The organism is Methanomethylovorans sp., assembly GCF_041447285.1.
Classification (GTDB): domain Archaea; phylum Halobacteriota; class Methanosarcinia; order Methanosarcinales; family Methanosarcinaceae; genus Methanomethylovorans.
The window spans coordinates 1-23,804 of record NZ_JBGMEB010000009.1 but is presented as its reverse complement, the minus strand read 5'-3'; the positions used below and the strand labels follow the sequence as shown (position 1 = coordinate 23,804).

At 42.1% G+C, this 23,804-nt stretch carries 22 protein-coding genes; 11 read left to right on the top strand and 11 right to left on the bottom strand.

Annotation, left to right across the window (positions count from 1 at the left end):
- Positions 1 to 2: 2 nt before the first annotated feature.
- From ACC612_RS06220 to groES, 4 genes are all read right to left on the bottom strand, one after another.
- Complete coding sequence (locus ACC612_RS06220; RefSeq protein ID WP_371853633.1) at positions 3 to 1,286, bottom strand: GTP-binding protein; 1,284 nt, start codon at positions 1,284 to 1,286, stop codon at positions 3 to 5.
- Positions 1,287 to 1,813: 527 nt separating this feature from the next.
- The gene (gene clpB / locus ACC612_RS06215; protein ID WP_371853632.1) at positions 1,814 to 4,468 is read right to left on the bottom strand and encodes an ATP-dependent chaperone ClpB; all 2,655 of its coding nucleotides are present in this window, start codon (positions 4,466 to 4,468) and stop codon (positions 1,814 to 1,816) included.
- A gap of 323 nt (positions 4,469 to 4,791) precedes the next feature.
- Positions 4,792 to 6,402 (bottom strand): chaperonin GroEL, encoded by a 1,611-nt coding sequence (groL, locus tag ACC612_RS06210; protein WP_371853631.1) that lies wholly within the window; start codon positions 6,400 to 6,402, stop codon positions 4,792 to 4,794.
- Positions 6,403 to 6,449: 47 nt separating this feature from the next.
- Positions 6,450 to 6,725, bottom strand: a complete 276-nt coding sequence (gene groES / locus ACC612_RS06205; RefSeq protein ID WP_371853630.1) for a co-chaperone GroES — start codon at positions 6,723 to 6,725, stop codon at positions 6,450 to 6,452.
- A 173-nt stretch (positions 6,726 to 6,898) separates the two neighbouring features.
- On the opposite strand from groES, the gene ACC612_RS06200 reads away from it, so the two are divergent.
- Positions 6,899 to 7,315, top strand: a complete 417-nt coding sequence (locus ACC612_RS06200) for a helix-turn-helix domain-containing protein (RefSeq protein WP_371853629.1) — start codon at positions 6,899 to 6,901, stop codon at positions 7,313 to 7,315.
- A 22-nt stretch (positions 7,316 to 7,337) separates the two neighbouring features.
- On the opposite strand, the gene ACC612_RS06195 is transcribed toward ACC612_RS06200, so the two are convergent.
- Entirely contained in the window at positions 7,338 to 8,171 is an 834-nt protein-coding gene (locus ACC612_RS06195; RefSeq protein ID WP_371853628.1) for a molybdopterin synthase, read from the bottom strand.
- A 275-nt stretch (positions 8,172 to 8,446) separates the two neighbouring features.
- Between ACC612_RS06195 and ACC612_RS06190 the strand changes: the two genes are divergently transcribed.
- From ACC612_RS06190 to ACC612_RS06155, 8 genes are all read left to right on the top strand, one after another.
- The gene (locus tag ACC612_RS06190) at positions 8,447 to 9,220 is read left to right on the top strand and encodes a sulfite exporter TauE/SafE family protein (protein WP_371853627.1); all 774 of its coding nucleotides are present in this window, start codon (positions 8,447 to 8,449) and stop codon (positions 9,218 to 9,220) included.
- A gap of 153 nt (positions 9,221 to 9,373) precedes the next feature.
- Positions 9,374 to 10,063 (top strand): DNA repair protein RadC, encoded by a 690-nt coding sequence (gene radC, locus ACC612_RS06185; RefSeq protein ID WP_371853626.1) that lies wholly within the window; start codon positions 9,374 to 9,376, stop codon positions 10,061 to 10,063.
- A gap of 46 nt (positions 10,064 to 10,109) precedes the next feature.
- Positions 10,110 to 11,027, top strand: coding sequence for a methanogenesis marker protein 11 (gene mmp11, locus ACC612_RS06180; RefSeq protein WP_371853625.1), 918 nt, complete (start codon positions 10,110 to 10,112; stop codon positions 11,025 to 11,027).
- Complete coding sequence (locus ACC612_RS06175; RefSeq protein ID WP_371853624.1) at positions 11,017 to 12,558, top strand: thiamine pyrophosphate-dependent enzyme; 1,542 nt, start codon at positions 11,017 to 11,019, stop codon at positions 12,556 to 12,558. Before mmp11 ends, ACC612_RS06175 begins: the two co-directional genes overlap by 11 nt.
- 267 nt (positions 12,559 to 12,825) lie before the next feature.
- On the top strand, positions 12,826 to 13,890 hold the full coding sequence (gene endA, locus ACC612_RS06170) for a tRNA-intron lyase (protein WP_371853623.1): 1,065 nt from the start codon (positions 12,826 to 12,828) through the stop codon (positions 13,888 to 13,890).
- Positions 13,891 to 13,899: 9 nt separating this feature from the next.
- The gene (locus tag ACC612_RS06165; RefSeq protein WP_371853622.1) at positions 13,900 to 14,322 is read left to right on the top strand and encodes a DUF2209 domain-containing protein; all 423 of its coding nucleotides are present in this window, start codon (positions 13,900 to 13,902) and stop codon (positions 14,320 to 14,322) included.
- Complete coding sequence (hflX, locus tag ACC612_RS06160) at positions 14,319 to 15,575, top strand: GTPase HflX (RefSeq protein ID WP_371853621.1); 1,257 nt, start codon at positions 14,319 to 14,321, stop codon at positions 15,573 to 15,575. The genes ACC612_RS06165 and hflX overlap by 4 nt, the downstream gene beginning before the upstream one ends.
- 288 nt (positions 15,576 to 15,863) lie before the next feature.
- Positions 15,864 to 16,535 carry a CehA/McbA family metallohydrolase gene (locus ACC612_RS06155; RefSeq protein WP_371853620.1) on the top strand — a complete coding sequence of 224 codons (672 nt, stop codon included), beginning with the start codon at positions 15,864 to 15,866 and terminating at the stop codon, positions 16,533 to 16,535.
- Here the strand turns inward: ACC612_RS06155 and ACC612_RS06150 are convergent.
- The 3 genes from ACC612_RS06150 to ACC612_RS06140 are packed head-to-tail and all read right to left on the bottom strand — an operon-like array spanning position 16,532 to position 19,226.
- Positions 16,532 to 17,107 carry a DUF447 domain-containing protein gene (locus ACC612_RS06150; protein ID WP_371853619.1) on the bottom strand — a complete coding sequence of 192 codons (576 nt, stop codon included), beginning with the start codon at positions 17,105 to 17,107 and terminating at the stop codon, positions 16,532 to 16,534. The genes ACC612_RS06155 and ACC612_RS06150 overlap by 4 nt on opposite strands.
- A 14-nt stretch (positions 17,108 to 17,121) precedes the next feature.
- Positions 17,122 to 18,096: a triphosphoribosyl-dephospho-CoA synthase gene (locus tag ACC612_RS06145; RefSeq protein ID WP_371853618.1), complete on the bottom strand. Its 975-nt coding sequence runs from the start codon at positions 18,094 to 18,096 to the stop codon at positions 17,122 to 17,124.
- Entirely contained in the window at positions 18,093 to 19,226 is a 1,134-nt protein-coding gene (locus ACC612_RS06140) for a methanogenesis marker 9 domain-containing protein (protein WP_371853617.1), read from the bottom strand. The genes ACC612_RS06145 and ACC612_RS06140 overlap by 4 nt, the downstream gene beginning before the upstream one ends.
- 512 nt (positions 19,227 to 19,738) lie before the next feature.
- Here ACC612_RS06140 and ACC612_RS06135 point away from each other — a divergent pair.
- Together ACC612_RS06135 and ACC612_RS06130 are read left to right on the top strand one after the other, a co-directional pair.
- Positions 19,739 to 19,945, top strand: a complete 207-nt coding sequence (locus ACC612_RS06135; RefSeq protein WP_371853616.1) for a hypothetical protein — start codon at positions 19,739 to 19,741, stop codon at positions 19,943 to 19,945.
- 11 nt (positions 19,946 to 19,956) lie between these two features.
- Positions 19,957 to 21,063: an FIST signal transduction protein gene (locus ACC612_RS06130; RefSeq protein ID WP_371853615.1), complete on the top strand. Its 1,107-nt coding sequence runs from the start codon at positions 19,957 to 19,959 to the stop codon at positions 21,061 to 21,063.
- 226 nt (positions 21,064 to 21,289) lie between these two features.
- On the opposite strand, the gene ACC612_RS06125 is transcribed toward ACC612_RS06130, so the two are convergent.
- From ACC612_RS06125 to ACC612_RS06115, 3 genes are all read right to left on the bottom strand, one after another.
- Complete coding sequence (locus ACC612_RS06125) at positions 21,290 to 21,508, bottom strand: hypothetical protein (protein WP_371853614.1); 219 nt, start codon at positions 21,506 to 21,508, stop codon at positions 21,290 to 21,292.
- Positions 21,509 to 21,601: 93 nt separating this feature from the next.
- Positions 21,602 to 22,477, bottom strand: a complete 876-nt coding sequence (locus ACC612_RS06120; RefSeq protein ID WP_371853613.1) for a hypothetical protein — start codon at positions 22,475 to 22,477, stop codon at positions 21,602 to 21,604.
- A 330-nt stretch (positions 22,478 to 22,807) separates the two neighbouring features.
- The gene (locus ACC612_RS06115) at positions 22,808 to 23,626 is read right to left on the bottom strand and encodes a hypothetical protein (protein WP_371853612.1); all 819 of its coding nucleotides are present in this window, start codon (positions 23,624 to 23,626) and stop codon (positions 22,808 to 22,810) included.
- Positions 23,627 to 23,804: the final 178 nt, after the last annotated feature.

Sequence of the window (23,804 nt, the reverse complement as noted above, 5' to 3'; positions counted from 1 at the left end):
GTTCATACTTTGCAGCTTTCTTTGTCGGTATGGCATTCACATGCAATCTCATTGTTTTTCAGGTCATGATCGTATATGTCATCATAATCCTCTGCCTTGCTGATCTTTTCATGGGACTGGTGTTCATGGTGGTCGTGATCGTGATGATCGTGATCATGGTCGTGGTGGTGATCATGGTCATGTGGCTCATGCAGTCTCAATGACTTGATCTTTTTCTTTTCAAATGCAGATTTGACACTTTCATCCACCAGGTGTACAAGACTGTCCTCCTCCATGCCTGAAACCGCAGTCAGTATCTTAAACCTAGGTGCTATGGCAGATGTTGTCTTAATTACATTTACCTGGGGAGTTTCTGAATATGCAGTAATGCTGATCTTCACGGTTTCGTGAGGAGATTCAAGGAACATTTTAAGGTGGCCTACGAATTCCGGGCTGAACTTTATTATTTCAGACTTTACTCTCTCTGCAATGTCCATTGCGAGCACTTTTGCCATGTCACTATCAATGCTCTCTTCAAGGATCTTGTAATCGTTAGCATAAGATGCAAGTCCAGATGAATCACTGTCATAGTGGGTGTGTTTGTGGTGTATGTGTTCTTCGTGTTCTTGATGATCATGTTCGTGCTCATGAGTTTCTGTTTCGTGTTTGTGTGCGTCTATTGGTTTCGTTTTCTCTATCATTGCTGGCTCAGGCAGGATCATCTTCAATAACTCATTGAAGCCAGGGTCCTCTGGCTTTGAGGACATTTTGAGTACTTTTGCCTTTGGGTTCAATTGCTGTACAGATGCTTCAAGGACTGGGAGTTGCAGATTTTCTATAAGATCTACTTTGTTTATAACCAGGATATCTGCATCTTCTATTTGCCTTATAGCATAGGTCTTCACAGATTTCATAATTGCCTTGAACCTGCTCCCATCAATGAGTGTTGTAAGGGGTGATACTTTTACATTCACTCCCAGGTTCATAAGTTCTATTTCTTTCTTTATCATGTTCGGGAAGGCAATACCCGAGGGTTCGATGATCACAAAGTCCGGGTTGTAGGATTCGCGCAACTCTATCAAAGTTGTTTTCATACTAACCTTTAGTGTGCAACATATGCAGCCGTTGGTGATCTCTTTTGTATCCAATCCATATTTGCTAATCAGGTCTCCGTCTATTCCTATTTCTCCTATTTCGTTGACTATGATTGCAACCTTATGTCCTTTCTCAGCAAGAAACTTTCCAAGGTTTATGACCGTGGTTGTTTTTCCGCTTCCTAAAAATCCTCCAATAACAATAGCATCCATTTTACATTCCGCCTACCAATCAGGTGTAACAATGTATTATCTTTTAGTATATAAATTTACTCAAAAAGTTGGTGTGATGCCAAAATATGTTTGTAATATTTGGTATCTTATACAATCACTATCTATGAAGCTATTTATGTCTTATGTATTTTCTCTGTATTTATATTCTACAGTTCATTTGTCTGCCATTTAATATAAAAGATATTTGGATTTATTTTCAAATACTCGCTTTTTCTTTTATTGGTGGGTTTTGTATCTTTAAGATCTTTATATTCTATTCAGCATCTGTAAGTTCTTTTTTTGGTTCTATTCTTTGTATGGTTGTTACTCTATTTTTACTATTATAATTGTCTACTACTGTAATCAATATTGGGCTTTTACCATTAAAGTTGGTATTAATCAAATAATATGTGCATATGGGGATTTGTTAACTCAATTAAAACATGGAATAACAGCACAGGTAGAGGCAAAAATAATCTTTTGTATAATAAAAGTAGGAAGCCACCATTATAGGTGGCTAGGAAAGCTCAAGCTTTCTGAGAAACATTCAGTACAATCTGATTGTCTTTTACATTCACTACTACAGTTGAGCCTTCTGTAACCTTGCCCGAGACTATGAGCTTGGCAACTTTTGTCTCAACTTCGTTCTGGATGACTCGCTTAAGCGGGCGAGCACCAAAGGTCTCGCTATAACCTGCCCTGCCAAGGTAGCGCTTTGCCTCATCCGTGATCTCCAGGTGTATTCTCTTATCCCGAAGTCTTGCTACGAGGTCTGCTACCTTCAGGTCCACTATGTGGACAAGTTCATCGGGTCTCAGTGCATGGAATATGGCAATCTCATCTATTCGGTTAAGAAACTCAGGTCTGAAATACTTACTCAGTTCACTGAGTGCCTTTGCCTGCAACTGCTCATACCCATGGCCTTCCTTGTGCGATATCTCCGGCATTCCTTGTTCAGGTCTGTAGGTGCCATCCGAGGTTTCCAGGAGTTTTGTCAGGTCACCTGCAAATATGTTCGAGGTCATGATCACAAGTGTGTTCTTAAAGTCCACTGTCCTGCCCTTGGAATCTGTCAGCCGGCCATCGTCCAGTATCTGCAGCATGACATTGAACACATCAGGATGTGCCTTTTCGATCTCATCAAAGAGCACCACTGCATAGGGTCTTCTTCTCACGGCCTCGGTTAGCTGGCCTCCTTCGTCATGACCAATATAACCGGGAGGTGCACCGATCATACGGGCAACCGTATGCTTCTCCATGTATTCGGACATGTCTATCCGGATTATGTTGTTCTCATCATCGAACAGTTCGGCTGCTAGAGCTTTGGCAAGTTCGGTCTTACCTACTCCGGTAGGCCCTAGGAATATAAAACTTCCAATGGGGCGTCTTGGGTCCTTAATTCCAGCATAAGCGCGGATAACGGCATCAGCCACTGCCCTTACAGCTTCTTTCTGACCAATGATCCGCTTGTGCAGGTTCTCTTCAATATGGACGAGTTTCTCACGCTGTCCTTCAAGAAGCTTGGTGACTGGTATCTTTGTCCAGACCGAAACTACTTCTGCAATATCCTCTTCGCCCACTTCTTCGCTTAGCAGCATCTCATCCTGTGTTTTCTTGAGCTCCTCTTCTTCCTGGATATATTGGTGCTGCAGGGGAATAAGTGTACCATACTTCAGTTTTGATGCCAATTCCAGGTTGTTGTCGTTCTCTGCAAGCTCAAGCTGCACTTTTGTATCTTCTATCTGCTGCTTGATAGCATTGAGTCTGGCTATGGTTTCCTTTTCCATATCCCACTTTGCTCTCATTGCATCTGATTCAGCACGGATGTCCGCAAGCTCCTTTTCCAATACTTCAAGACGTTCCTTAGATGCCTCGTCCTTTTCTTTCTTGAGTGCTTCCCTTTCTATCTCAAGTTGCATGATCTTTCGGTCTGCTTCATCAAGCTCAGCAGGCTTGCTATCTATAGCAGTTCTCTTTTTTGCAGCAGCTTCGTCTACAAGATCTATGGCCTTGTCAGGCAGGAACCTGTCTGCTATGTATCTGTGGCTCATGATGGCTGCTGCAACCAGGGCTGAATCCTTCAGACGCACACCATGATGTACTTCATACTTTTCCTTAAGTCCACGCAAGATTGATATTGTGTCCTCTACTGTGGGCTGTTCTACTATTACAGGCAAGAAGCGACGTTCAAGTGCGGCATCCTTCTCGATATACTTGCGGTACTCGTTCAGTGTGGTTGCACCTATACAATGCAGTTCACCACGTGCCAGCATTGGCTTGAGCAGGTTTCCTGCATCCATGGCACCTTCAGTTGCTCCAGCACCTACTATGGTGTGCAGTTCGTCTATGAACAGAATTATCTGTCCTTCCGACTCAGCAACCTCCTTAAGCACCGCCTTAAGTCGCTCCTCAAACTCGCCCCTGAACTTAGCTCCTGCTATGAGCGCTCCCATGTCAAGCGCAATTATGCGTTTGTCCTTCATGGCATCAGGCACGTCTTTCTTTGCAACACGCTGTGCCAGACCTTCTACTATGGCTGTCTTACCAACACCAGCTTCTCCTATCAGTACAGGGTTGTTCTTTCTGCGGCGGGAAAGGATTTCTATGGTACGCCTGATCTCTTGTTCCCTGCCGATCACAGGGTCAAGCTTACCCTGGGATGCCAGTTCAGTAAAATCAATTCCGTATTTCTTTAGTGGTTCCATTGTGTCTTCTGGATTTTCTGAAGTAATGCGTCTGCCTCCTCTTATCTCTTTGATGGCAGCAAGCACACGGTCCTTTGTGATTCCCTCGCCAATGAGTATTTTTCCTGCTACTGAATCTTTTTCCTCTGTAATGGCTATCAGCAGGTGTTCCACACTAACGAACTCGTCCTGCATTTTGCCAGCGGTCTTGTTTGCAGAATCCAGCACTCTCTTGAGTGTCTGGGTCATGTAGACCTGCTCTCCTCCTGGGCCGGATACCTGTGGCAGGCTCGCAAGTTTATCTTCTACCTTTTCAATGACTCTGCCTGGCTCAACATCGAGCTTTTGTAGCAGTGTGGGTACTAGACCTCCACTTTGTTCCAGCATTGCCAGAAGCAGGTGTTCGCAATCTATCTGCTGATTATGGTATCTGGCAGCGATTGTAGTTGAGCCCTGGATCGCTTCCTGGGCTTTCTGAGTGAAACGATTCAAATCCATACTTTTCCCCCTAAATGGTTCAAATCCACATAATCAATGATCTTAATCTATTTTATAAGCGCCGTTTGATTATCGGGTTTTAGTTTCCCACTTCTTCCCAACGCGTGGAAAACTGGCTGCACGGCTGCCAGAAACCAGCATTTGATAAGGATAATCGGGTCATGACTCAAAGGTCATGCCCATGCACCAAACGCAGGTGCAGTAAAAAATATTCCTTTATGCGTTACTCGATGAGTATTTTCTTTTTCTCTTCGAGCTGCAGTTTCAGATATAGACAATTGATCTTTATTTGTTCTATATTAATGAAAAATTAAGGAAGGCGATCAGATTATGATCGCAGCAGTCCTTTCATCTTTCTCGTCATCGAAATCTGCAACCAGTACTTCGGTGGTCAGAACCATACCAGCTATGGAGGCAGCATTCTGCAGTCCACTCCGTACAACCTTTGTGGGGTCTATCACACCGGCCTCAAAGAGGTCTTCGAACACGTCAGTCTTCGCATTGTATCCAAAGTTCGGATTTGCTTCAGTACGAACGCGGGCAACAATCTCAGCGCCTTCCCTGCCTGCATTGATGGCGATCTGGCGCATTGGCTCTTCCAGTGATCTTTTTACGATCATGGCACCGATCTGCTGGTCACCACTTAGTTTCAATCCCTCTACTACAGATGTTGCATGGAACAGTGTGACACCGCCACCTGCAACCACGCCTTCCTCTACAGCGGCCTTGGTAGCGTTCAGGGCATCGTCGATCCTCATCTTCTTCTCCTTAAGTTCGGTCTCAGTGGCTGCACCTACTTTTATTACTGCCACGCCACCGCCAAGCTTTGCCAGGCGCTTCTTGAGCTCTTTCTTCTTGTACTCGGAGTCTGTGAGCTTGACCTGTGACTCAATGAGTCTCATTCTCTGCTCGATGGCATTCTTGTTGCCCTTACCTTCCACGATGGTGGTCTTGTTCTTGTCTACTGTGATCTTCCTTGCATTGCCCAGCATCACGTCGGTAAAGTCCTCAAGCTTCATGCCTTTGTCTTCACTGATAACAGTACCGCCTGTAAGCACTGCTATGTCCTCAAGCATGTCCTTCTGATCATCGCCAAAGCCCGGAGCTTTGACAGCGCATACCTTCAAAGCACCGCGCATGATATTCAGTATAATTCCTGCCTGTGCATCACCTTCAACATCCTTTGCCACTATCAGCAAAGATCTGCCTTCTTTAGCCACCTTTTCCAGCACAGGGATCATCTGGTTCATGGTGCTTATGGTCCTGTCAGTGATTAGGATGTAAGGTTCATCGAATTCACATGTCAGTTTTTCATGATCAGTAGCCATATGCGGAGATACAAACCCTCTCTCAAACTGCATACCCTCCACGACTTCAAGGCTGGTTTCCATGGTCTTGGAATCTTCTACGGTTATCACACCATTGTATCCAACTTTTTCCATGGCGCCTGCAATAAGACCACCGATCTCTTCGTCATTGTTAGCTGATATTGTGGCAACCTGGATGATCTTGGCTTTGTCCTTTACATCCTGGCTCTGTTCTTTGATGTGTTTCACAATTGCTTCAGTGGCTTTTTCTATACCTTTCTTGACTTCAATAGGATTAGCACCTGCTGTAATGTTTCTTATGCCTTCGGTGATAAGGGACTGTGCTAACAGGGTCGCAGTGGTAGTACCGTCGCCTGTGGTGTCCTGAGTCTTGGAAGCTACTTCTTTTACAAGTTTTGCACCAATGTTTTCAAACTTGTCTTTTAGTTCAATCTCTTTTGCAATAGTAACACCATCATTTGTTACCAGGGGGCTGGTAGCTTTGTCCAATACAACGTTGCGCCCTTTTGGACCTAATGTGATCTTCACTGTATTGGCTACCTTGTCAACACCATTCAATAATGATTTGCGTGCGTTCTCATGGAATGTGATCTGTTTAGATGTCATTTCTACACCTCTTTTAGTCTTTATCTATGATTTTCTTTTATTATTGCTTATTTTTCGAGCACAGCAAGCAGATCCTTGAAGTCTACAAAAACGTGTAATTCGCCATCGAGGTCAATTTCGTCGCTCTTGTAACCACCATATATTACATGGTCTCCTTTTTTCACAGGCAGTTCACGTCCATCCTCAAACGTGCCTACAGCGACAATAACTCCTTCTTTCTTCTCCTCTTTGGCTGACTCCGGCAAGTATATGCCACTGTCGGTCTTTTCGGCCTGTTTGACCACTTTTATTAATACTCTCTCTCCAATCGGTTTGATGATCATTGCTGATATCCTCCAATGAAAATATACTGGCTTCCTGCCAGCTTACATGCATCTATATTGTCAATCTCATATATAATCATTTTGTATATTATGTTAATCATCGATGTTATATCGAATTTGTTTGAACAAAACACGGTAATGTATATATAGTGAAAGTTCTATACTTCATATCTATGACTCAGCAGAGCCAGCAAATAGTTCTGATTAGCCTCGAAAAACCCAGGGATGAGAACCTTGAGGATGATATCAGGTGGATATGTGATAGCTTCGGGCTTTCATCCGGTAGGGACACTGAAAGCATGGCTACTAGGATAGTTATGGATATGCTGCGAATGTTGGCTGAGGAAGACAGAGTTACCTCTGAGTCTATAGCTGATAACCTTGATGTAAGGCTAGCGCGTGTGAATCATCATTTGCGTAATCTTATAGACTCAGGCATGATCTACAGGAGAAAGAGGTTACTCTACCTGCGTGGTGGAAGTCTCAAAGCTGCAGTTCAGGAAATGAGAAAGGATTCAGAGCGCATTTTCGATGAACTGGAAGTCATGGCAGAAGAAATTGACAGAAAAATGGGCCTGAAAAACAGGTAATTATGCAGCGTCATTAACAGTGTCACTTTTCTACATCATGCACCCAGAAATCGCCATCTATTGTCAGTTCTTTCTTCCATACAGGCACTTCTGACTTTAGCATTTCCAGAGCATCGGTGAGGGCAACGAACAATTCCTGTCGGTGGGCAGCGGCAACGACTATGTAGACGATATCCTCTCCGGGTCTGATAATACCTGTACGATGGTGCATCCTTACATCCAAAACTCCTTCTCTTTGTATCAGGTCATGGCATATTTTCTGCATTGCTTCCTCCGCAATCTTCTCATATTTCTCGAAATGCAATGCCTTTGTTTCTACTCCTTCGGAGAATTGTCTGACAATGCCGGTAAATGTACCGATACCTCCAGCCTGCTTTATCCTTGAGTCATGTTTTACCTGTTCTATTAATAAGCCTAAGGTAACCCAGTCATTCTGCTGCATCACAAGTTCAGTAAGGGCATCAATGTCCCAGTCTCCTCTTGCGGGTAGTTGGACCACTACATTCTGGATCTCGTCTATATTATCAAGATCTCCAAGTACTATCTTTGGCAGACTGCTGGTCTTAGCACCTTCTACTATGGCAAAATCCATTCCACTGTCAGCAAGAGCATTCAGAGACTCTGTGAGGGAAGGATTGCGCCTTACAAGCACAAGTTCAGTATCAGTTATCGCTGCCACAGCTTCAGCTCCTGCATCGAAGTGTTTGCCTGTGTCAGTGTTCTGTGGGTTGAATCGATGATGGCACATCTGCTTAACAGTACCGACTTTTCCTTTCTTTGAAAGTGCTTTGACAAGCTGTGTGACCAATGTTGTCTTGCCTGTCTTCTTGTAGCCGACCACGCTGATGACTTTCATGTGCATCTCTATGGAAATTAAACCTATTAAATGGAACGTAAGGATAGGCTTCAAGTTTATGGTCATTTCCAGGACAGTTGGGGGAGTTAGCTGGCAATTATATTTAGTTTACTCATATTCTAATTGGTTAGAACACTATATAAGGCATGAACTAGTTTTGCAGGCTATAGGCTATTACAGGTTAAGGATGCACAGTTTAGATATATTTGTATGTCAATATATAATTATAACGTCAACCTAATGTTTTTCAGAAAGCTAAAGGTGCTGAAGTTCTTATGGAATTAGGTGTATTTCTTGTGGGGTTGTTGGCCGGGGTTATGTCCGGTTTGTTCGGTATAGGCGGTGGAATCGTAATGGTTCCTACTTTGATCGCCTTTTTTGGCATGCATATGCTAGATGCCAATGCTGCTTCTTTGGGGGCGATGTTGCTTCCCGTGGGTGTTTTTGGTGTAGTCAATTATTATAAAGCCGGTTTCATTAATATCAAGGAATCATTGTGTATATCATTAGGACTGTTTGCAGGTTCTTTTCTTGGAGCAGAATTGGCTTTAAACATAAATATTGGCTTATTGGTCAAGTTGTATGCTATCTTTTTGTTGTATGTGGCATTGAGTTATTTCAATGTCCCAGGGTTGATTTTTAAGAGAAAAAAAGAAGACTTCTTTGTGGCCAAGAATAATGAACCTCATGCCTATTGGATGTTTATTTTGTTAGGCTTGTTTGCCGGAGTCATTGCCGGTATGTTTGGAAAAGGAGGAGGTGTTATCATTGTGCCGGTATTGATAAGCTTATTTCATTACGATCCTAAAGCAGCAACTGCAACCTCTTTAGCGGCATTGCAATTGCCTGTTGGACTGCCTAGCGTGATAGTGTATGCTGAACAAGGACATTTAAATCTAATTTATGCAGAGTTAATGGCAGTTGGTATTGTGGCCGGAACGTTTTTCGGCTCCAAATTGGCACTAAAACTTTCGGCTCCGTTTTTCAAAAAAATATATGCCCTGTTTTTGCTCGGAGTAGCCTTGTATATGATGATAAAATACATTTAACTGCACAAAATTCTTTTCATAAATTCCTGTGTCTAACGTAAGATTAGACACGTTTACAAATAATGGTACACCACTCAACATAATTATATTTACTATCATTTAATTTAAATTAATATAGAATACTTTATATGGTAATAAGTAATTTTGCAGGCTATGAGCGATTACAGGCTTAGGATGCATGACATTCCTACTGAAGACAGGCCTACTGAACGCTTGCTGAAATATGGTCCTGAGGCCCTGTCCACTGCCGAATTACTGGCGGTGATCCTAAGGACCGGAACGCAGAAAGAAAATGTAGTGAATATGTGCCAGAGAATATTCTCAGAGTACAATGTCAAACAACTGAGTCAGGCGCAAATATCTAAACTTATGCAGATACATGGCATAGGACCCACTAAAGCTGCACAGATAGCCGCTGTGTTCGAGCTTGCGCGCAAACTTGAGCGGCATGTGGATGAACCAAAGCGTAAGATCCGCTCGCCTGCTGATGTGTATTCAATGTTGTATCCGAGTATGAGGGAACAAAAACGTGAGAAACTCGTGGTACTTTACCTTGACACCAAAAATCAGGTAATCAAGGAAGAAGTTATTTCCATCGGAAGTCTCAATTCTAACATCGTGCATCCCAGGGAAGTATTCAAATCCGCACTCATGGAGTCATCAGCATCAGTTATTATTTCACATAACCATCCTTCTGGTGACCCTACACCCAGCAAAGAGGATATAGCGGTCACCGAAAAGCTCGTGCAGGGTGGAAAAATACTGGGTATTGATGTCCTGGACCATGTTATCATCGGCGATGGCAGATATGTAAGCCTCAAGGATGAAGGTATTGTCAGTTGAAGGAAAACAAAACCTTTAAGGTATCTACTATCAATTAAAGACCCAGATGAAAGATATAGAACTCAATGACCCCTATACTACTCCATATAGGGGCATATACGCAGTATGCGATAAAAACAATGAATATGTAGAGATCGTTGAACATTCTAATTGTTATGGCGGTGCTGCATGGTCCAAGTTCCATTATTCACATTCTCCCCTTATTTTGAAGACAAGGTCCATAGGGAATATGATCAGGTACCTTGCCAAGACAGGTACGTCAAAACTTGAACTTAAACCTTCAATTGCCGCTGCTGGCATAGAATCTATTGTTGTGGAAGGGAATGAGGTCCATATCACCTATGCAGGTTTGGGCGGTGGCGGTGTAGGTGCCACTAAGTGTCGGGCCTTTGCACAGGGTGTACTGCGCTGTAACTACAGTGAATCAGGAGGCGGGCGCGCAGCAAAGGGTACAGTTGTTGTTCCTAGAAGAGAGAGGGTGCTCATAGGCATTGATGATACAGATTCCAAGGAAAAGGGAGCTACCTGGACTCTGACTCACAATATCGCCAAAGAACTGGATTGTCCTGAAGCTGTTTATCTTTCACATTCTCTTGTCCAGCTTTTCCCAGTTTCTGCAAGGACGCAGAACTGTGTATCTACAGTGCTGGAGTTTGGATGTGTGGATGAGGATGCAAAAAAAGAGTTGCTTGAAAGCATAAAAGCAGCACTTCTTAAGTACAGTGTTTCCCCACAGACTGGCATGGTGGTGCTCCAGAATTTCAGTGCTCATGATATTTATCCTTACAGCAGGAAGTGCCGCAGTGGTGAGCTTACCCGGGAATATGCGTTGCAGTATGCTAATGACAACGGCGTGGAGATATGGATGAATGGCAATGGTATTATAGGCGCACTGGCCTCTCTTGCGTGGTTCTCAAGGCCGGAAGAATCCGTCAGGATGGATGCTGAGATACATGATCCCTGATGATACATCATTGGATAAGAATGAAATTACTGGTGATCAAGCTCTTTTTCTTTCTTTGATCGACAGCAGCACACGACTTGTAACCGGAGTTGCCGGTTACCCCACAACTGCTTTTATGGAACTGTTGCTTAAGCATGAGCATGAAGGCTACAAGGCCTTCTGGATGACCAATGAAAAAGCTGCCCTTGAAAAAGCTTTAGGTGCATCAGTTACCGGACAGCGCTCTGTGGTTGTTGTTAAGCATGTGGGCATGAATGTGCTAAGTGACCCGCTAATGACTGCGGTCTATCACACAATAGGGGCAGGTGTTGTGATAATTGCTGGCGATGATACTGGAGCAAAGGCCTCCCAGAACGAGCAGGACTCCCGTTTTTATGGAAATCTTGCTGAGGTTGCGCTGTTCGATCCAGCAACTCCTAAGGGGGCATATGATTCAGTTACACGTGCCTTTGAGATATCTGAGCAGGCGAAGGTTCCTGTGATCATCAGGATAACTGACAGGCTGCTTGATAGCAAAGGATCTCTTATAAGGGGTCAGCAGAATGAATCAACTGCCTTTTTTGATAAGTCAATCTGGAAGCTAACCACTAAAGGAAAACATCAGCGATTCCACCGAGAATCCATGCCTTTGCTTGAAGCCGCGGTTAAGACAATTTCTTTGAACAGGCTGAGATTGGGGAATGGTAAAATAGGAATCATCTCATCCGGTTATCTTTCAGTTCTGGTAAATTCAGTACTCTCAGAGTCAAAGCGGGACGATTGTTTTCATTTGTCTCTTCAAATGGTCGCGCCTTTTCCATTTGATATGGTAAGGCACTTCATTGATTCATGTGACACTGTGCTTGTGGTTGAAGAAACTGAACCTTACCTAGAATCCCATATTGCCGTAACCGGAAAAATAAGGGGTAAGATGACTGGCCATATACCATATGGCCAGGTGGAGATCGGGCACATTATCTATGCACTTGATCATCTGGAAGAAAGCAGGATAGAAAAGTATACTGAAGTGCAAACTATAAAGAGCCGGGGTTCGCGGCCATTGTGTCAGGACTGTCCTTTCATGCCTCTTTATAAATGTCTGGCGAACATTGATGTCATGGTTGCCGGGGATATGGGTTGTTCTATACGGGCAGCGCCTGAGCCATTACAAGCTGTTGATACTGGTTTTGCTCTTGGGTCAGCTATTTCTACTGCATGTGGTTTTAAGGATAAGGGAATTGCAGTTATAGGTGATTTTGCGCTTGCACATTCCGGCATAATTGGCTTGATCAATGCCGTAGGTTCACAGGATGATGTTGTTGTAGTCATTTTGCAGAATTGGGTTGCTGCCATGACGGGAGGGCAGGAAGCTCCTGATCTTATGTCTGTTGTAAAGGCATTAGTGCCCGATACTACCGTTGTGGAAATGCCTATATTTACCGCTGAGGCATCAAGTAGGACAGAAATGCAGGTAAGGGATCTTCTCCAATCCAAGCTGGAGCAAAAGGGAGTTTCTGTGATCTATTTGCTGGGGAAATGTACAAAACGATGAGTAGTTATTTTTAAAGGAGGAGGGTGCCTGGCTGTGGTAGGAGGAAGGATTCGGAAAACCCCGTATTAAGGCTAGGTTTTGTGGTGGGCACCCTGAATTATTATATAATAGTTTAAATATATAAACATACTGTTAGATTTATTTTAGATGTTTTTAACTCTAATCTTTATTCTTAATTCTGTATTTTGTTACTTCAGTCCAGTATGGTTAAATAAGATGGTCCGATATTTGGGCCTATAATTCATTTTTTACATCCAGGTGACCTTTTTGAACGGAATACTTGTCAATGACCGGGTTAAAGCGGGTAAGCAGGCTATCAATGAGCTGTACAACTTCGGATATTATGGGCGCCCGAAAGGTGATACGCTAGAGCTCACATTGATTGAAGCTGCATATCTGCATTACAAAAAAAAGCTTGATATTCAGATAGAAGACAGATCCCTGTCATTTGAGGAGTTCTTTACAGAAGCATCAAAGAGGCAGCATTACTTTGATCTAAAGTACATTGTATATAAAGATCTGCGAGAAAGGGGATATTATGTACAGCCTTCAGTTACGGATTTCAGGGTATATCCAAGGGGAGGCCATCCTGGAAAGACTCCGGCAAAATTCTTTGTTCATGTTATTTCGGAGCGCATTCCTTTGTCCCTCAGAGAGCTTCGCACATCTCTGGAAGCTGCACATAATGTGCATAAAACAATGGTACTTGCTATTGTTGATGAGGAGAGTGATATCACTTTCTACGAAATACGGAAAGTTGATCCAAAAGGAGAAGTGAAATCCATTCAGGAAGCTGTAGAGGGTATACACGGAAGGTCTACTTTCCTTGAAGACCGTGTAGTGGTATGGGATAGCGATGTTTCCAGCTCTTTGCATGCTGAAGGTTTCTATGGCCATCCTCTCGATGCGGATCGTCTGCAGTTATCGCTTGTAGAATCGGGTTATCTGCTTAAAATGGATGTACTGGAGGTTGCCGATATGTCCGGTAAATCTTCTATCAGATTTGATGAATTTGCTGCAAAAGCATCTGTTATTGAATCTGAATTCATGCTGAAGTACAGGGTCTATGAGAACCTGAGAGACAGGGGTTTTGTCCCAAAAACTGGTTTCAAGTTCGGAAGCCATTTCAGAGTGTATCATAATTTCAAGTCCGTGGATAAGTTGCCACACTCGGAATATCTTGTCCATTCCATATCCCAAGACTATGTATTCGTGCTTCCGGTGATGTCAAGGGCAGTGCGCCTTGCGAACAGTGTGCGCAAAAGAATGATATATGCAGTACATGATAACGTTCAATGTGCCTACATTGACATCGGTAGGATCAAAATGTAACCGATACGCATGTTCGACATAATTGCTGTGGATATTTCTGGAAGGCATATAGAAAATGGGGAATACTTCATGGTATGTGCAGCTGTATCGTTTTCTGTATCTCCCGACCATATCGATAAAACTCATCAGGTGAATATCCGTCACTTCACAAGCTCTAATGCTCCTGAACTTACTGATGTTGTCGAAATGGTAGAAAAGACCGTGGAAGGACTTAATCCCCAGGCTACGATCGTGATGGAGGCAGGGGATATGTTCAACAAACCTCAGTGGTTGGTTACAGGTATGTTCTCCCGGAATTTCAAATATCAGGAGTCTCTAAGTGAACGCAGGGCCATAGAGCTTGCCCATCATATTTCAGTGAGTTCCAGAAGACTGCTTAAGAGCAGAGGTCCCATTAGTCTTCAATCTAATACAGAGGATTATTCCAAATGAAAAAAGTGATAGTGGTACAAAGAGTTGATCCGGGCAGTGATGAGTTTCAAAATAAGAGGCAGTTTGCTGAACTAAAAGATCTTGCTTATGCTGCCGGTTACTCTGTAGTTGGAGAGGTTATTCAGTCGCGTTATCCCGATAAAAAATACCAGCTGGGTAAGGGAAAGGTGCAGGAGCTTGCATTAGCTGTGGAGTCCTTGACTTCAGAAAAAGTGATCTTTTGCAATGAACTGAGCAGTATGCAGCTGTATCACATCACAGATATATGTAAGTGTGCGGTCATCGACAAGTTCCAGCTCATCCTTGAGATATTTGCGTTGCGTGCTACTACGCGGCGAGCCAAGCTACAGGTGGAGCTAGCAAGGCTTGAATATGAAATACCCAGGGCAAGGATCATTGTCTCGCACCTGAAAAAAGAGGAAAGACCAGGTTTTATGGGATTAGGTAGCTATGAGGATTCATATGAGCAGGATATCAAGGGCAGGATAGCTCGGATCAAGGATGAGCTAAGCCATGTGCAGAGCCATAATGAATCCCTGCGCAGCTTCCGACATGCACACGGTCTTTCCCTGGTGGCTCTTGCAGGCTACACAAATGCCGGAAAAAGTACGCTTTTCAATGTTCTCATGGATGAGGGAGTGGATGTGGCTGACATGCTTTTCACAACACTCTCGCCGGTTGCCCGCTCAATGGATGTCATGGGACGCAAGGTTGTTCTCACTGATACCGTAGGTTTTATAGAGGACTTACCTCATTGGCTCATCGATGCCTTCCGTTCGACCTTGAACGAGATCTTTTTTGCAGATATCATCTTATTGGTAGTGGACGCAAGTGAGCCATTGGATATAATGCATGATAAGCTGCTTACGTGTCATGATACTCTCTGGGAGCAGGTGCATGGTGCATCAATGATCACTGTTATGAACAAAACAGATCTCATCAGCTACGAAGAGCTTAATGAAAAAATGGAAGCTCTTGGGTATCTTGTTCCGAACCCTGTTTTTATCTCTGCGAAGGCCATGCAAGGTCTGGGTGATCTGAAGTGCGCCATAAGAGATAAGCTGCCAGTATGGAAAAGAAAGGAAATATCAATGCCTCTTTCAGAGCACTCAATGTCAGTTCTGTCCTGGCTTTTCAAAGAAGGTGTAGTGCATTCTGTTAAATATACAGATCACATCCTTGTGGATCTGGAGGCAAGGGAAGAGATAATGAATAAGATCGAATCTATGTCGGATGACCAAGCAATTATTTGAATTTTATCACTATTTATACTTTCAATCATCCGTATGCGTTATATTTAAATATCATTGAGTATGTTAGTAAATATGCGAACGGGTCTCTTCTCAAATGTACCACCAATCCTATCCAACCACCCAATACACAACTCCTTTACCCGTTCGCTTGTTTCTTATGCGAGTAATTCATTTTGTTCTTTTCATATAAGTTCTTATTCCTCTAATCTTATGTACCCTTGCGCTTTTTGTTAGATTACAGTACACAGATACCGAGATTTTATAAGGAATCGTCTTTTATCTGGATATATGAAATTCGACCTGCATGTCCACACACGTTTCTCTAAAGACAGTGATGCAGATATTGATGCTATCATCAGCTATGCTGAAAAACATGGTCTTGATGGTTTTGCAGTATGTGATCACGATGTAATCGAGGGTGGTCAATTTTCCGTGAAGAGGGCAGCTAAACTAGGTTCATCCCTTATCGTTATTCCTGGTGTTGAAATAAGCACTTCCGAAGGACATCTGCTTGTGCTGAATATCAAAGAACGTATCGAGCCGGGGCTATCTCCGGTTGAGACAATTAAAAGAGCAAGGGCACAGAATGCAGTAGTAATATTGCCTCATCCTTTTAAGCTTACATCACATGGCATAGGATATGTAGAGGGTCTTGATGTGGATGCCGTGGAGGTTCTAAATTCCCGTTGCCTTACCAATGGTCCTAATAACAAAGCCCGTGCTGCGGCGATTTATGTGGGGCTTCCTCAAGTGGGAGGCAGCGATTGTCATATGCCTGAAATGGTAGGGATGTCATACACTGAGGTCGATGTGCAGGAAAGATCATTGGATGCGGTTCTCGATTCCATAAGGCAGGGAAAGGTAAAACCGGGTGGAGGTAAAACTCCAAAGATATTTGTGCTACGCCAGATGATGGCGAATGCACAAAAAAGAGTAGCTAAACTACTGGGGCTGGGCTAAAGGAAGGTGTGCAAAAGCTTCAAAGCTTCTTTTTCTTTCTCTCCACCGCACTTGTTAACAATATCTTCGTAGAATTTTATCAACTTGAGGTATTTCTCATCACCGTCTATCTTATAGCGTGTGGCATGAATGGTTGCCTCTAGGACAGCATTGAATCCTCTGTTAGGTGCCTTTGGATAGAATGAATTTACATGTCCCCTGAGGGGTTTTAGTTCTGCTATCAATGCTTCAGGAACTATCTTGGTATTAACACATTCAAAGGCTACCCAGCTTTGAGCTTCTTTAAGTACGGGAAATTCTCTTCCGGGTGCAGATATAGTTTCAATATCATCTGGTCCGATCTCGGAAAAAGTGCACTTTACGAACAGTACAGGATCATTTGTCACATTTGCTACAAGGAAGTTCTCAGCCAAAATGTTTTGATATGTCTTGGATCCTTTAAAAAGCCTTATCAGGACCGTGTCCTGCTTTCTGATTATCCCCATAGGGGCAGCATTAGGGGACCAGCCCTGGTGGGTGGTCACAATAGTTTCAGAAATACCTTCAAAGATGCCAAAATCCTCAAGTTTCATTTTGTTACTTTCTGTCAGAATCTCATTCCCCCAAGGAGAGCTATGAAAAGACCGCCTATAATTATGTCCGCAGTAGACCCTGGGTTAATGTTCCTTGCAAGCAGGTCTTCATCAAAGTTGCATATCTCCGGTAATATATTTTCCATATTATATCCAGAGTCTTCTAATTTATAAGTTATTCTCCTTGCCTGTGCAGACACTTCTTCTGCAGTGTGCTTGTCAAATTTTGTTTCAATGAATGTATCTGCATTATCTGCCAGTATTTTGAGGAAAGCATAGACAATAACGTGATTGATCCTGGAGTGACCTGAATGGATAAGTTCTCCATTTTTGCTCATTTCTCTTGCAAGTATCCGGGCACACTGTGAACATCGTTTGAAACCTGATATCCATTCACTTGCGATCAGATCATAAGAACTTGAAATCTCCATTAACTGGAATAGGGTGGTGTTCTTGTCTTTAATTTCTCCAGTAGCTTTTGCATCAGACAGATCGAATTCATCGACCTTGCGCACTTTAACACCAGCAGGTCCAAAGGACATGTACATCTGCACTGCATCTTCAATATCTGTTTCCTTTACCATGCTGAATGCTTCTTTGGTTATGTTGTCGGGCGTTAATTCCTTGTGGGTTCGAATAAGTCTCCCAGCTGCCATTGAAAGTGGAAATAAAAGCAAAAAGGCACCGAAATGTGTGTTTCCTCCCATCTGCCAGGCTGCACTTTCAATTACAGCCTTGTGGATATATTCTCCTATTCCATGCTCCTTTGCAGCAGCTTCTTCAAGCATAGGGTATACTGACACTGAAGAGGTTAAAAAATGCTCAAAAGTGGTTCCTTCGTAATCATGATCTCTATCTATATTCCCAGGTTTCGGATGGGCGGATACTTCCAGCAACATGGCAAGCTGTGCACACCTTGCTACATAGGAAGGGGTTAGTTGTGATGAATTCTTACTGAGTTTTTCTTCTGTTTCTATTTCAGTTTTCATTTGCCGGTAACCTTTGGATGGTCTAGAATATAATCTGCAAGTTCTTTCTTCAGTTTCATGTATTCTGCATCGGAAAGTCCAATAGTTTCTAGGACTCCATCTCTTAATGGACACATTTTTGTGATCTTGCAGCACCATACTAGGCTGCCAAAGCAGGTGCTGTCTCCGTACTCAAGAGGTGTTCCTTTTGCAAATTCCATCTTTATATCAGCGAATTCTTTTGCAGAAAGCCCTATTTTTTTGATATTGGAATGTACTGGACATGGTTTTACAGGGAGGCAGCAGAAAGCAAGGCCACGCAAGTCTCCTTCTCCTCTACATACATGTTTAGGTGAATTGTACCACCCAATCTCATTCTGAAGGAGAGTAACTTCTTTTACAAGGGTTGTTATCAGGGATGGATTTTCAATTACTCCTCTGCCTACAGAAACGATATCTGCACCTCTGGTGAACATTTCTTTTGCAGTTTCAAAGTCAATTATGGAGTTATTACCTATAAGGAGAAGTCTTGTAACATCTCTTATCTTTCTGATAACCTCCATATCAGCACCAGTGCCCTTCTTCATGGCATCAACGTGCAATATGTCCGCACCTGCATTTTCGATAGTTCGAGCCATTTTGACATTATCTATTACGTTGGCACGAACTTTCACTGATACGATGGCTCCGGTTGCCTTTACCTTGCGGATGATATCCTCCAGTTTTGACAGGTCTTTCAATAATGCTTCACCAATGCCTATTTTTGTCATTTCAGGCTGCCGGCAGTGAGCATCTATCTCAATTATGGCATTCGCATTCTTGATCATCCTGGCAGCTTCGATGAGTGGCTCCATAGTGGAACTTCTTACATTGATCGCGATCACACTGTCTGCTCTAATGGACCTCAATTCATTATCTATCAGTTTTAAAGGTTCATCTGAAATGAACTCTTCTCTTCCTCTTTTTACTATTTCGGATGCCGCCTGGTTCGTTGCAGCATCCAGGTTATATCCTCCGAGTATTACAAGTCCTGCATCTTTTGCAAATTCGTTTGCAAACTGGCTGTCTGTTACTCCTCCCATAGGTGCAAGGGCAATGGGATTCTTAAAAGAAAGATTTCCTACCTTTATGTCAAAAAGATCATCAGACACGTTTTTCCCTCTGATTAACGTGATTTTACTAGTCTTGCTCAATAATGGTAAGTTCCTTATTAATATGACGCTAATGTATGAGGCTAATGTTTCTCAGATCAATACGGAATGTTTGATCTCATAAAATGCCTTAATTGAATTGACAGGCTAAGGAGGGCAATTTATATCATGTATTTTAAAACAATGTCCGTCATCATATTCTCACCAGTGTTTCGGAGATTCTGGGGGTCTAATCCCAAAATTCTCGTATGTTACAGCTTCTTATATAATTAATGCTTAAAAAGCAGATTTATCACTATTCATTCTAACTGTTGAATAATTATTGGTATCATTGCCATCTTTCTGCATTTCCAAATAATGTTTTGAAGGAGCAAAATAAAGCATACTTATTTATATTGAAATTAGTATAAAAAACAATGCAATAATAGCCCGCATTTCAAAGCATATTTTCATTTTATGATGCCAATACTTATGCTGGAAAGCGATCAGGAATACTGCTCGGATGTGGTTTAATGGTAGGAAAAATAAAGAGAATGATAGATCAGATCGTCAGCGAAAAAAGTAAACAGGACCCGGCATTGGCTCACAGTGTTAGTGCCAAAATCTGTATGAAAGGTGTTATTCCCAAGAAGTATGATGAAAGTTCTCCCGATGATCCGGTGATCATTGAAAAACTGTTAGGTATTGCAAAAGAGTTAGGCGTGAAGGTTGTAGCTTAAGAGATGATTACATGAGCATTAAAACAGCAAGTTCTAAAAAAGAGTCCGTTATTGAAGCGGTTGCGGAAATAAAAAGTTCGCTAAATGATTCAGGAACTAAAACTGTAGTATTTTTTGCATCGTCCAAATATGATCCTGTTTCCATAAGTTCCAAAATGGCTGCTGCATTCCCCGGAGCAGACGTAATCGGGTGTTCCACATCAGGCGAAATCATAAGTGGCGCAATGCTCAAAGGATCAGTGGTAGCCATGGCTTTTGGTGCTGATATTGTAGAAGATGCCAGAGTTGAGGTTGTAGACAGATTAAAGGATGGTATAAATACAGCCAAAGCGGTGGAGGCATTTGAAAAGCACTATGGAAAGAAGCTCTCCGATATGGATCACAAGAAATACCTGGGATTTGTTCTTGTGGACGGCCTGACCTGTGCAGAAGAGAACCTCATGGATGATATAGGTAATAAGACAAATGTATTTTTCGTAGGTGGTTCTGCAGGAGACGACCTTAAATTTAAGGCTACTCATGTCTATGCAAATGGCAAAGCATATAACGATTCTGCAGTTCTTGCCTTGATCAAGGTAAGGAATGGCTTTGATATAATCAAAACCCAGAGTTTCCACGTGATGAACAAAGAGCTGGTGGCAACCAAGGTCAACGAAGCAACAAGGGAAGTTATGGAATTCAACAACGAACCGGCTGCACTTGCCTACGCAAAGGCTTTGGGAGTCACTGTGAAAGATCTTCCGGGGCATTTCATGCACAATCCTCTGGGGCTCATGGTCGATGACGAACCATTCGTACGTAGTCCGCAGGCAGTTGTAGGAAACAGTATTAAGTTCTACTGCTCCATAAGAGAAGGAATGGAGCTTTCCCTGTTGGAGTCCATGAACATCGTTGAGGAAACTGCAAAAGATATAGAGGAAAAGTTAGCTGAAATCGAACATGTAGCATGTATGGTGAATTTCAACTGTATCCTCAGGACACTTGAACTGGAAAACAAGGGTCAGTGCCAGAAATATGCAGACCTCTTCAAAACGGTTCCCACCATTGGTTTCAGCACATACGGCGAGCAATACGTGGGCCACATCAACCAGACTGCAACCATAGCTGTTTTCAAATGATGCCCATTCGGGCTATTTCCTTTTATTCTATTTCCATTTATACTTTTTTGAGTTTCTTGTGTTCCAATCGCGGCAATAGGGGGTATTGGTGGAATCATAGGCATGCAAAAAACAGCATGTTTTATCTCCCTCGATACGAAGCCAAGTGTAAAGAATGCTGAAAAACAGACAGTGCTTCTCGTCTGGATTTCGGGGTCATAGTACTGATACGTCCGCGTATACCAGCTTATTTAGTCAATCTCAGGAATCTCTTAATTCTGTATACAATACTCTTCTCTCTTCTGGCATGTTCTTTCACTGCACTCGAATAACTGACACTAATCAATTGCTCCACAGTCCCCGAATTGCGATATGTAAGAGAGTATACACCAGTCTCCCTTCGCTTCTGTTCACGTTCATTTTTCTCTTCCTGATCCTTTCTACGGGTTTCAATTGAATAGCCCATGCAACACACCGATAAAAGAAAATGAGTGACGACTATAAAATATTAGTCTATATAGATAACTAAAAACTTATAAGACCATCATTTTTTGCTCGATTAAGGAGCATGTTTCATTATCCTAATATTTGATAACTTTGTCCACATTATTCCAATATCTTCCCCGTTATCCGATAACAATAACATATTTCGATTGAAAATTGATTTCATTTTGCCTTTTAGGGCACTGCCTTCGATTTTGACTTGCACGTTAGGAAAACCGTTTGAATACTGAAAATCTAAATATTCTTCAATGTCTCTTGAAACTCTCCACTTTATCGCAACTGTAATGACAAAAGTTATGAGAGCAGCAGAAAACAGAAAAGTGAGTAATAAAAAACGAGTTCCTTCAAAGTAAATAGAAAATAACGAAAAAATCTCTCTAATATCCATGTTGGAAAATAAGGAGTCGATGTAGTTTGAAGATGGGAAATTTAGAAGTGTGCTAGTAGTGGTCGCATAAAACCACAAAAGAGATACTTCTATAAAAGTGGCTCTTCTATACCATTTTTTACTATCATCAAGCAGTTGTCCCTTATCGAGAGGATGGGGCATCTTGTTGAATTTATTCATTATAATGATAGATATAATAGCCATAATAATTGAGTACGCAACGAGTAAGCAGATAAAATCATAAAATATGATAGTTTTATCCATAATTATAAGCGAGCCAATTATTCCGGTAAATGTTCCCCAAAAAAGCCCTAAAGTGGAGACCCAACGCCATTTTTGTAATTTGACGGTTTCAATGCCATCATTCACTTCATCTATACATTCCTTAACTATCCTGTCTGATTTGAGAAGTGAGTACCACATCTCCCTTTCATTGTTAAGTTTTCCATAGACTACTTTTTCCAACCAACTGATGAGGAATGGCACAAATAGAGTGCTTAGGAGCACCGAGGCAGAAATCACTACATTTATTAATTGTACCATGGAAATACACCGTATTCAAATTCATATACATTTTGAAGATTTTATATCTTATCTCTATAGTTATTTTAGTTATAGAATATCTTCCATCTGAGAGCTTCTGGGACATTCACAGGGGGGCTTACACCTAGCCTTTGTCCTGATCGTTTAACCAGGCGAACCTACGGAACCATAGACCCCGCGAGAAAGCAAGAATTCCTCGATAGGGCAAAATTGAATGTATTTTCCAGCGTATCTGTGGCAGAGGTAGAGCAGGAGGTATGAACACCTCACTCAACCGAGTAAATCCCACAACTCAGGGGTTGTGACATACTGTGACATTCAGGCGCAATTCTATGGAGTGTTATGCTCCTCTTCTTGGCATCGAAGAATCCTGCACAGGAATCTACGAACATTATGCAATCCAATTCGATAGGAAACCGTTCTTATTTCATAATACTGATAACGGTGCACGTTGATGCAACGAATTGAATCTTTATTTATTTTCTTTATCTTTTTATCGCCTGTAAATAAATGCACATAAGCACCATCTTTCAAAACGGTTCCTCCAATTTCAGGTCCATCTGCATCAGTTTCGATTGTGACCACCCGAAACGGAAGATTACTCAGTCCTTCTAAAATAGCAAAAGCTGTCATTATAATGAAGGTTGAAAAAATGATTGCAATGGCATCTGGTGTATTACTATCTATTATTCTTTGTCGAGTGGCAAAAGCTGCAATGCATACAATGAGAATTGAACATGCATGTCTTATCAACAGTGAGTTTTTTTGTTTATCGTTAAAACTCATTGATAACTTCTTGTAAGACTCGAATAAATCTGATAGCTGTAAGAAAATGTAGCCCAGTATCAATGCTAATATCCATAAGTGAGAGGCAGATATAAGATCGATCAACTTGTCATACAAACCGGGTAAATATTCGTGAAGTTCGTCCATGAATTGTTTCAACATCAGATATACAAATATTGGAAACACAACGTGTTGTAGAAGGAACAGTGCACCGTTGGTATAATGGTCGGTTTTGTCCACTTCTGCCGAAGACATTTTATTGTAAAATATCCCGAACCAATAAACGACAAGCCCCATAACTGTAAGAAGCAACGAAGCATTGAGTATGAAAAAATTCCCAGTCAAACTCTCAATTAATCCCATACATTCCCACCCTTAAATGTGAAAAACTCTGTGCTATAGTAAGTGATCTAAATAGAGGCCATCAAATTAGCTCCTTAGATTTCTATTCTAATTTGATGTACTTTTTTAGAATAGCCTTCCAAACGAATTCCTGAGTTTAACTTTATTTTGCAATTCAGTAAGTACCAATAGTTGATAA

Excerpts from the sequence above, each read along its gene's own strand:
- ACC612_RS06220 (WP_371853633.1), bottom strand. The coding sequence starts at position 1,286 with ATGGATGCTATTGTTATTGGAGGATTTTTAGGAAGCGGAAAAACAACC.
- clpB (WP_371853632.1), bottom strand. The coding sequence starts at position 4,468 with ATGGATTTGAATCGTTTCACTCAGAAAGCCCAGGAAGCGATCCAGGGC.
- groL (WP_371853631.1), bottom strand. The coding sequence starts at position 6,402 with ATGACATCTAAACAGATCACATTCCATGAGAACGCACGCAAATCATTA.
- groES (WP_371853630.1), bottom strand. The coding sequence starts at position 6,725 with ATGATCATCAAACCGATTGGAGAGAGAGTATTAATAAAAGTGGTCAAA.
- ACC612_RS06200 (WP_371853629.1), top strand. The coding sequence starts at position 6,899 with ATGACTCAGCAGAGCCAGCAAATAGTTCTGATTAGCCTCGAAAAACCC.
- ACC612_RS06195 (WP_371853628.1), bottom strand. The coding sequence starts at position 8,171 with ATGAAAGTCATCAGCGTGGTCGGCTACAAGAAGACAGGCAAGACAACA.
- ACC612_RS06190 (WP_371853627.1), top strand. The coding sequence starts at position 8,447 with ATGGAATTAGGTGTATTTCTTGTGGGGTTGTTGGCCGGGGTTATGTCC.
- radC (WP_371853626.1), top strand. The coding sequence starts at position 9,374 with ATGAGCGATTACAGGCTTAGGATGCATGACATTCCTACTGAAGACAGG.
- mmp11 (WP_371853625.1), top strand. The coding sequence starts at position 10,110 with ATGAAAGATATAGAACTCAATGACCCCTATACTACTCCATATAGGGGC.
- ACC612_RS06175 (WP_371853624.1), top strand. The coding sequence starts at position 11,017 with ATGATCCCTGATGATACATCATTGGATAAGAATGAAATTACTGGTGAT.
- ACC612_RS06165 (WP_371853622.1), top strand. The coding sequence starts at position 13,900 with ATGTTCGACATAATTGCTGTGGATATTTCTGGAAGGCATATAGAAAAT.
- hflX (WP_371853621.1), top strand. The coding sequence starts at position 14,319 with ATGAAAAAAGTGATAGTGGTACAAAGAGTTGATCCGGGCAGTGATGAG.
- ACC612_RS06155 (WP_371853620.1), top strand. The coding sequence starts at position 15,864 with ATGAAATTCGACCTGCATGTCCACACACGTTTCTCTAAAGACAGTGAT.
- ACC612_RS06150 (WP_371853619.1), bottom strand. The coding sequence starts at position 17,107 with ATGAAACTTGAGGATTTTGGCATCTTTGAAGGTATTTCTGAAACTATT.
- ACC612_RS06145 (WP_371853618.1), bottom strand. The coding sequence starts at position 18,096 with ATGAAAACTGAAATAGAAACAGAAGAAAAACTCAGTAAGAATTCATCA.
- ACC612_RS06135 (WP_371853616.1), top strand. The coding sequence starts at position 19,739 with ATGGTAGGAAAAATAAAGAGAATGATAGATCAGATCGTCAGCGAAAAA.
- ACC612_RS06130 (WP_371853615.1), top strand. The coding sequence starts at position 19,957 with ATGAGCATTAAAACAGCAAGTTCTAAAAAAGAGTCCGTTATTGAAGCG.
- ACC612_RS06125 (WP_371853614.1), bottom strand. The coding sequence starts at position 21,508 with ATGGGCTATTCAATTGAAACCCGTAGAAAGGATCAGGAAGAGAAAAAT.
- ACC612_RS06120 (WP_371853613.1), bottom strand. The coding sequence starts at position 22,477 with ATGGTACAATTAATAAATGTAGTGATTTCTGCCTCGGTGCTCCTAAGC.
- ACC612_RS06115 (WP_371853612.1), bottom strand. The coding sequence starts at position 23,626 with ATGGGATTAATTGAGAGTTTGACTGGGAATTTTTTCATACTCAATGCT.